This window comes from Mesorhizobium sp. L103C119B0 (assembly GCF_000502235.1).
GTDB lineage: Bacteria > Pseudomonadota > Alphaproteobacteria > Rhizobiales > Rhizobiaceae > Mesorhizobium.
In genome coordinates, this window is record NZ_AYXE01000051.1 from 1 (window position 1) to 6,166 (window position 6,166).

The 6,166-nt window shown below is 56.5% G+C and carries 6 protein-coding genes and 3 pseudogenes; all 9 read left to right on the plus strand.

The window, feature by feature from the left end; translation table 11 throughout:
- Nucleotides 1-294: 294 nt before the first annotated feature.
- The 9 genes and pseudogenes from X728_RS137150 to X728_RS1000000170835 all read left to right on the plus strand — a co-directional run bounded on the left by X728_RS137150 (nucleotide 295) and on the right by X728_RS1000000170835 (nucleotide 5,968).
- Complete coding sequence (locus tag X728_RS137150; RefSeq protein WP_196815131.1) at nucleotides 295-1,518, plus strand: CaiB/BaiF CoA-transferase family protein; 1,224 nt, start codon at nucleotides 295-297, stop codon at nucleotides 1,516-1,518.
- A 120-nt stretch (nucleotides 1,519-1,638) separates the two neighbouring features.
- Nucleotides 1,639-2,415, plus strand: a complete 777-nt coding sequence (locus X728_RS137145) for an enoyl-CoA hydratase-related protein (protein ID WP_031196255.1) — start codon at nucleotides 1,639-1,641, stop codon at nucleotides 2,413-2,415.
- A 151-nt stretch (nucleotides 2,416-2,566) separates the two neighbouring features.
- Complete coding sequence (locus X728_RS137140; RefSeq protein WP_023833308.1) at nucleotides 2,567-3,553, plus strand: NADPH:quinone oxidoreductase family protein; 987 nt, start codon at nucleotides 2,567-2,569, stop codon at nucleotides 3,551-3,553.
- Nucleotides 3,554-3,677: 124 nt separating this feature from the next.
- Nucleotides 3,678-4,271, plus strand: a complete 594-nt coding sequence (locus X728_RS0136790) for a MaoC family dehydratase (protein WP_023833309.1) — start codon at nucleotides 3,678-3,680, stop codon at nucleotides 4,269-4,271.
- Between the two features lie 9 nt (nucleotides 4,272-4,280).
- Nucleotides 4,281-4,502: a hypothetical protein gene (locus X728_RS1000000170815; RefSeq protein ID WP_155924072.1), complete on the plus strand. Its 222-nt coding sequence runs from the start codon at nucleotides 4,281-4,283 to the stop codon at nucleotides 4,500-4,502.
- Between the two features lie 141 nt (nucleotides 4,503-4,643).
- Nucleotides 4,644-4,809 (plus strand): annotated as a pseudogene (gene sucC, locus X728_RS1000000170820) (succinate--CoA ligase subunit beta); the annotation flags it as partial.
- 23 nt (nucleotides 4,810-4,832) lie between these two features.
- Nucleotides 4,833-4,934: pseudogene (locus tag X728_RS1000000171955) on the plus strand (succinate--CoA ligase subunit alpha); the annotation flags it as partial.
- A 185-nt stretch (nucleotides 4,935-5,119) separates the two neighbouring features.
- Nucleotides 5,120-5,440: pseudogene (locus X728_RS1000000170830) on the plus strand (IS21 family transposase); the annotation flags it as partial.
- An 18-nt stretch (nucleotides 5,441-5,458) separates the two neighbouring features.
- Entirely contained in the window at nucleotides 5,459-5,968 is a 510-nt protein-coding gene (locus tag X728_RS1000000170835; protein WP_280792381.1) for an ATP-binding protein, read from the plus strand.
- Nucleotides 5,969-6,166 lie beyond the last annotated feature (198 nt).

The window sequence follows — 6,166 nt, forward strand, 5'->3', positions numbered from 1 at the left end:
AACCCGCGCCCTACGGCGTAACAGAAACGGCCGAGGCTCTAATCGCCGCTGGATGACAGTTCAGTGGCAGGTCACAGTCGCAAAAAGTCTTGAATGAATAACGATTAGAGAGCCTGAATAACAGACCGTGAGTTGTCAGACAGACGCATCTATGAAAACACATATTGTTCACGGCCCACTATCAACAGATCAATGATCAGCAGGCGCGAAATCCTCAAGTTGAGTGCAGCAGCCCGGACGGAGTTCGCTTGTTCCGGGATGGGCGCTCGCCCAATCTAAGGAAGGGTTATAAGTGTGAGTCAAAGGATTTTTGAAGGGCTGAAAGTATTGGATTTCACAAACAACGTAGCCGGTCCGGGAGCAAGCGCTCTGCTTGCTGATTACGGTGCAGAGGTAATTAAAATTGAGAGGCCGGTCTTGGGTGACGACACAAGAATGTGGGTCTCCAGTGTACTTGAAAACTTTACATGGTACCCGTGGCTCAATCGCGGGAAAAAATCTGTAACTATTTCACTGACCGACCCAGATGGACTCGCGATCATCAAAAAGATGGTTGCCGATGTGGATGTCATTCTTCAGGCATTCAGGCCTGGAGTTATGCAGAGATTCGGGCTGGACTATGAATCAGTTTCTAAAATTAGCCCCAGCGTTGTTTATTGCTCTATTTCTGCGTACGGGCAAACGGGTCCCAAAGCCACAAAGGCCGGCTACGACCAGATGGCGCAAGCATACACCGGTTTGACGGATATGACCGGTGAGCCTGATGGACCTCCTACCAGGGTTAGTATTTCAATTATCGACCACTCTACTGGCATAAACGCGTTTGGATCGATCTGCGCCGCGCTGTACCACCGAGAGAAGACTGGGGAAGGCCAGCATATCGATACCTCACTTGTCGGTTGCGCGTTTAGTATGATTGATCCCTTTGAAGAAGTTGCAAGAGGCGCTGCCTTGGGTGTTCCTATTAAAGCAACAAGAACCGGTCGATTTACCTCTTATCCCGGCACCGGGACATATAGGGGGAAGGGCAATGAATATTGCGCAATCTGCGTCAATAATGACAAGCTCTGGGGATTGCTCTGCCAGGCGTTAGAGCGCCCGGACCTGATCACCGACCCGAGATCAAACTCCGTGCTGTCGAGAATGAAAAACGCTCCCCTTCTCCATAACATAGTGGCGGACTGGGTGGCGAGCTTTGACGACATCAATGAGGCACTGGAGAAGCTGGATAAATTTGGTGTTCCCTGCGCCAAGGTTAATTCAGTCGGGGATCTCGTGACGGATGAATACCTCCTGGCAAGAGGTGCGATCACCGATATTCCTGCACCGACGAGTATGCAGGCGCGCGGAGTCAAGACCATACGGGCACGGGGTCCCTGGCATGTTTTGTCCAAGACCCCTTTACAGATGAGGAAGCCTCCAGACCTTGGTGAACACAATGTCGAGGTCCTTACGCGGTACGGCCTGAGTGCGGACGAAGTCGTAAAGCTCCAGGACAGATGGAATAAGTCTAAATAAGAGAGCCCTTTGAGTCGGCGGTCATTATGTTTTTTTGTAGCTTGTTTATAAGCAGGCCATGAAGGAAACCGAGATGATGGCATGGTAATGATCGAAAATTAACACGGGAAAAGACTTAACATGTCATACACAAAATTAGTCGTTGAAAAAGAAGATGGTTATGTAGTGGCTGCTATCAACCATCCGCCAGCTAATGCGCTAGGGCAAGGGGTCCTCATGGACCTGAATGCCTTGTTGGATGAGTCTCTAGAAGACCCTGAAATCCGGGTTATTGTGCTTACAGGCAGCGGTGAAAAGCTATTTTCCGCCGGAGCAGACATAACTGAATTTGCCGGAGACAAGCCTAAAGGAAACAAACCTAAAATTGAAGGCAACGATGTCTTCTCAAAAATTGAAAACTATCCGAAACCGGTAATTGCAGCCATGCAGGGAAGCGCTTATGGTGGAGGCACCGAGATATCCCTAGCCTGCCATTTTAGGTTGTTGGCCGATACTGCCAAAGTTGGACTGCCGGAAGTCAAATTGGGGATTATGCCCGGTTGGGGCGGTACCCAGCGCCTGCCCAGATTGATTGGTAAAACCAAGGCTCTGGAGATGATGCTGACCGGGGACCCATTGAATTCAGCAGAGGCGCTTAGTTTCGGCTTAGTCAATAAAGTGATTCCAGCCGGCCAGGTCCTGGCTGAGGCTAAGGCACTTGCTGCCAGACTTGCCCAGGGAGCCCCCGTTGCGATCAGAGAAATAATGAAGGCGGTGACTAAGGGGCTGGAAACCACAACTGAGGAAGGTATTAAGATTGAAAAGGCCGTCTGTGCGGTGGTTGATGCCAGTGCGGATGCTACCGAAGGACCCAGGGCTTTTTTGGAGAAGAGAAAGGCTAACTTTCAGGGTAAATAAATTTCAATAGTTATGAAGTTTCGGGATGAAAGATCCCAACTCCACAACTTAAGTGCCCAAAGTTTTGGCCGAAGTCCATCAATCAACCTCGCAAAACAGCGGGTTGCAAATGACCCGAAGTGCGGTGGAAGACTAAAGTGAGGATAAGTCCATGAAGGCGTTGCTGAGCAAGGCAGCCGGGGGGCCGCAGACCCTTGTGTTAGAGGACGTGTCCAATCCGGAGGCCGCACCCGGGTTCGCGGTGATCGAAGTGAAGGCGGTAGGCGTCAACTACCCCGACGTGCTGATCATCGAGGACAAATACCAATTCAAACCGCCGCGTCCCTTCGCGCCGGGCGGAGAGATCTCGGGCGTGGTGAAGGAAGTTGGCGAGGGTGTTGTTAATGTTAAGCCGGGTGACCGGGTACTGGGCACCTCTAACTTCGGCGGCATGGCTGAAGAGATGACCATCGAGGCGGAAAAGTTGATCCGCATCCCAGCCACGATGCCTTTCGACGAGGCAGCAGCGTTTATCTACACTTACGGGGTCTCCTACTACGGCTTGAAGCACCGCGGCCGCTTGACGCCCGGCGAAAGCCTCCTCGTCCTCGGCGCGGCTGGCGGCGTCGGCCTGGCGGCAGTGGAGCTCGGTCGGGCCATGGGCGCACGGGTAATTGCGGCTGCGTCATCGCAGGAGAAAGTGGACCTGGCACTGGCTCGGGGGGCCGAGTCGGGGATTGTCTATCCACGCGGCCCCTTTGACCGCGAGGGGCTGAAGGAGCTCTCCGCGCTCTTCAAGCAGGCTGTACCCCCAGATGGCGTGAACCTGGTCTGCGACCCTGTAGGGGGCGACTACGCCGAGGCGGCGCTGCGCTCGATGGCTTGGGGGGGGCGCTACCTGGTGGTCGGATTCGCCGCCGGCATTCCACGCATTCCTTTGAACCTGCCGCTCCTTAAGGGATGCGCCATTGTCGGAGTCCTCGACAACGGTCGTGATCCGGCGGTGCACCAGCAGAACGTCAAGGAGCTTTTGGACCTGTATGCCGCCGGAATGATCAAGCCGCACATCTCCGAGCGCTTTTCCCTTGCCCGCGGCGCCGACGCCATCGGCCATCTCGCCGCCCGCAAGGCCATGGGCAAAGTGGTGGTGGTGATTTAGAGCCGCGAGCGAACGGGTGCGACCTGACTAGAACTACGTGTTTTTTAGCCAAAATGGCGGACTCCGTCTCCGCCAAACAGGACAATGCCTGGGAATCACTGGTGATCTGCAGTGGGAGATAGAGATGGTGCAAGTGATTGCCTATGAACAACTCGAGCAGTGGGAAGGCCGGGAGATCGGCGTCTCATCCTGGCTCCAGATCGACCAAGCACGCGTGAACGCCTTTGCAGATGCAACAGGCGATCATCAGTGGATCCATGTTGATGTGGAGCGGGCTAGTCGCGAGCGTGGTGGAACAATCGCTCATGGTTTTCTCACGCTTACGCTGATAGGGGTGTTCGGACCGGAAATTTGCACCTATTCTGGTGTTGGACTGAGTCTCTTCTACGGGCTGAACAAGGTTCGGTTCACGAACGAGGTTCCCGTTGGGAGCAGAATTCGGGGCCGGCAGCGCTTGCTGTCGGTAGTACCGAGGTCAGGTGGGAAGCTGTGTACCAACGAATACGTGATCGAGATGGAAGGCGCTGAACGTCCAGCCTGCATTGCCGAAGGGCTTGGCCTCATCTTTCCGGAAGATGCTTCTCTGACAATTCCCTCCGATCCGGCGGCCGCGGAGTCAAAATCCTCTCTCGGGAGCGGGTTGGACGCCGCCGCGGTGCGAGATCGCAAGGTCAGGCAATCGACGCGCGAACGCTCGTTTTGCCTACTGGGGTTGTGAGGCCGGCGGATGATGCCGAGTGCCATTTGCTTGGACGGCGATCTTGCGCGCATCATTGTATTCTTTAAGATACTTCCTACTGCAGCCATTTATTCGGCGGTGCATTTGATGACACCTAACCGCATGCGAGCTCAAATGTTCGCCCTTCTCCTTTTTGTAGATGCGACGATTGGCTTGATATTTGGTCCTCTGTTGATTGGATTTTTCCAACGATTTCATACTTCAAGATGAACAGAAGATTGGAATTTCTATGCTCGGTAGCGTTTGTACCACCATAGTGATTTCATTCTTGTGCTTCTGGAGGCTAAGAAAGCACAATCTTGCCCGGTCCATGGCTTCGCAGGCAGTGATTTGATACGGCCGCATCCGATCAACGACCTCGCCTACATCTAACTCGACGGCGACATCGGCTGCATGGTGAACGGCGCCGGGCCTGGCCATGGCGACCATGGACATCATCAAGCTCAACGGCGCTTTCCCGGCCAGCTCCTACGACCTCGGCGCTTCGAAGGAAAAGGTCTCCGCCGCGTTCAAGATCATCCTCTCGGCTGGGAAAGTCTGGTGAACATCGTCGTCGACAGGAACACAAAGGTTATCAGGCAGAGGATGACAGGGGACACCGGCACTTTCCGCACGCAGCAGGCGCTCGACTACGGCACGCAAACGGCCGCCGGGTCACGCCGGGCAAAGGAGTGACGACTTCTCGGTCTGCCGAACTTCGACACCGAAACGGCGTAAGCGCGCCGAAGTGGAGGTGAAACAAAGATGCACGAGCACGCGGTCTATCCGGTCCCCGAGGAATGGGCGACCAGCGCCCTCATCGGCCCCGAGGAATACGCAGTGAAGTAACGCGCGAGGTTGCCGATCAGCGTGTGCACGGCACGACCGGCGTGGCGCCGGCGGAGCGCTTTGCGAAAGAGGTCGGGGCGCTTCGCCCGCTCGGCGGGCGGGCGCCGTTCGGGCAGCTCCGGGATCTGGTGCGCAAGGTCCAGGCGGACTGCGCGATCGACCTGGACACGAACTGCTACTCGGCCCCTTGGCGGCTGATCGGGGAGAGCGTCCAGGTCGTGGTGCTGGGCGGCCGCGTCATTGTGCGTCATGCGGGCGAGGTGGTGGCGGATCATGCCCTGTGCCGGGGACGTCGGCAGCGGATTGTCGACCGCGCTCATCTTCCGGCGTGGTCGGCGCTGTTGGATGAAGCGGCACGGTCGGAAATGACCTTGCGCGAGGCTTTGGCCTTCCTGGTGACGCGCGAGATCGCGCGGCGCGACGAGCGGCGGATCTCCATGGCGAGCAAGATCGCCCAGTTCCCGTTCGTGCGCGAACTCGACGGCTACGACTTCGATGCGCAGCCGTCGCTCGATCAGCCCAGATCCGGGAACTGGCGACCTGCCGCTGGATCGCCCATGGCGACGACGCGGTCCCCGTTCCTGGGACCGCCGGGCACGGGCAAGACGCATCTCGCGGTCTCTCTCGGGCGCGAGGCGATCCGGCAGAACTATAGCGTCCAGTTCGTCACCGCAGCCACGCTGGTAGCGATGCTGGCCAAGGCCCATGGCGACGGCGCGCTGGAAAAGCAGCTGACAACCCTGTCGCGGCCGAAACTGCTGATCATCGACGAGCTCGGCTATCTCCCTTTCGAGGCCAATGCCGCACATCTGGACACCTCGAATTACCGACGTTTCTCGGTCCGGTAGGGTCTCGATGAGGTTTGGCACGGCGTGAAGCGCGGCGGTGGCCGTGGTTTCGGTCGCTGGTGGTTACCGATTTCGGTGTCGCGGCGGCGTTTTGCGCCGGCGGTACTGCAAGTCAGGTGAGAATTTTGATGCGTATTCCGACGAAGCCGGCCATCGATCCGATTTGAAGCCGGCCAGTCATTCCGATTTCATTCCGGC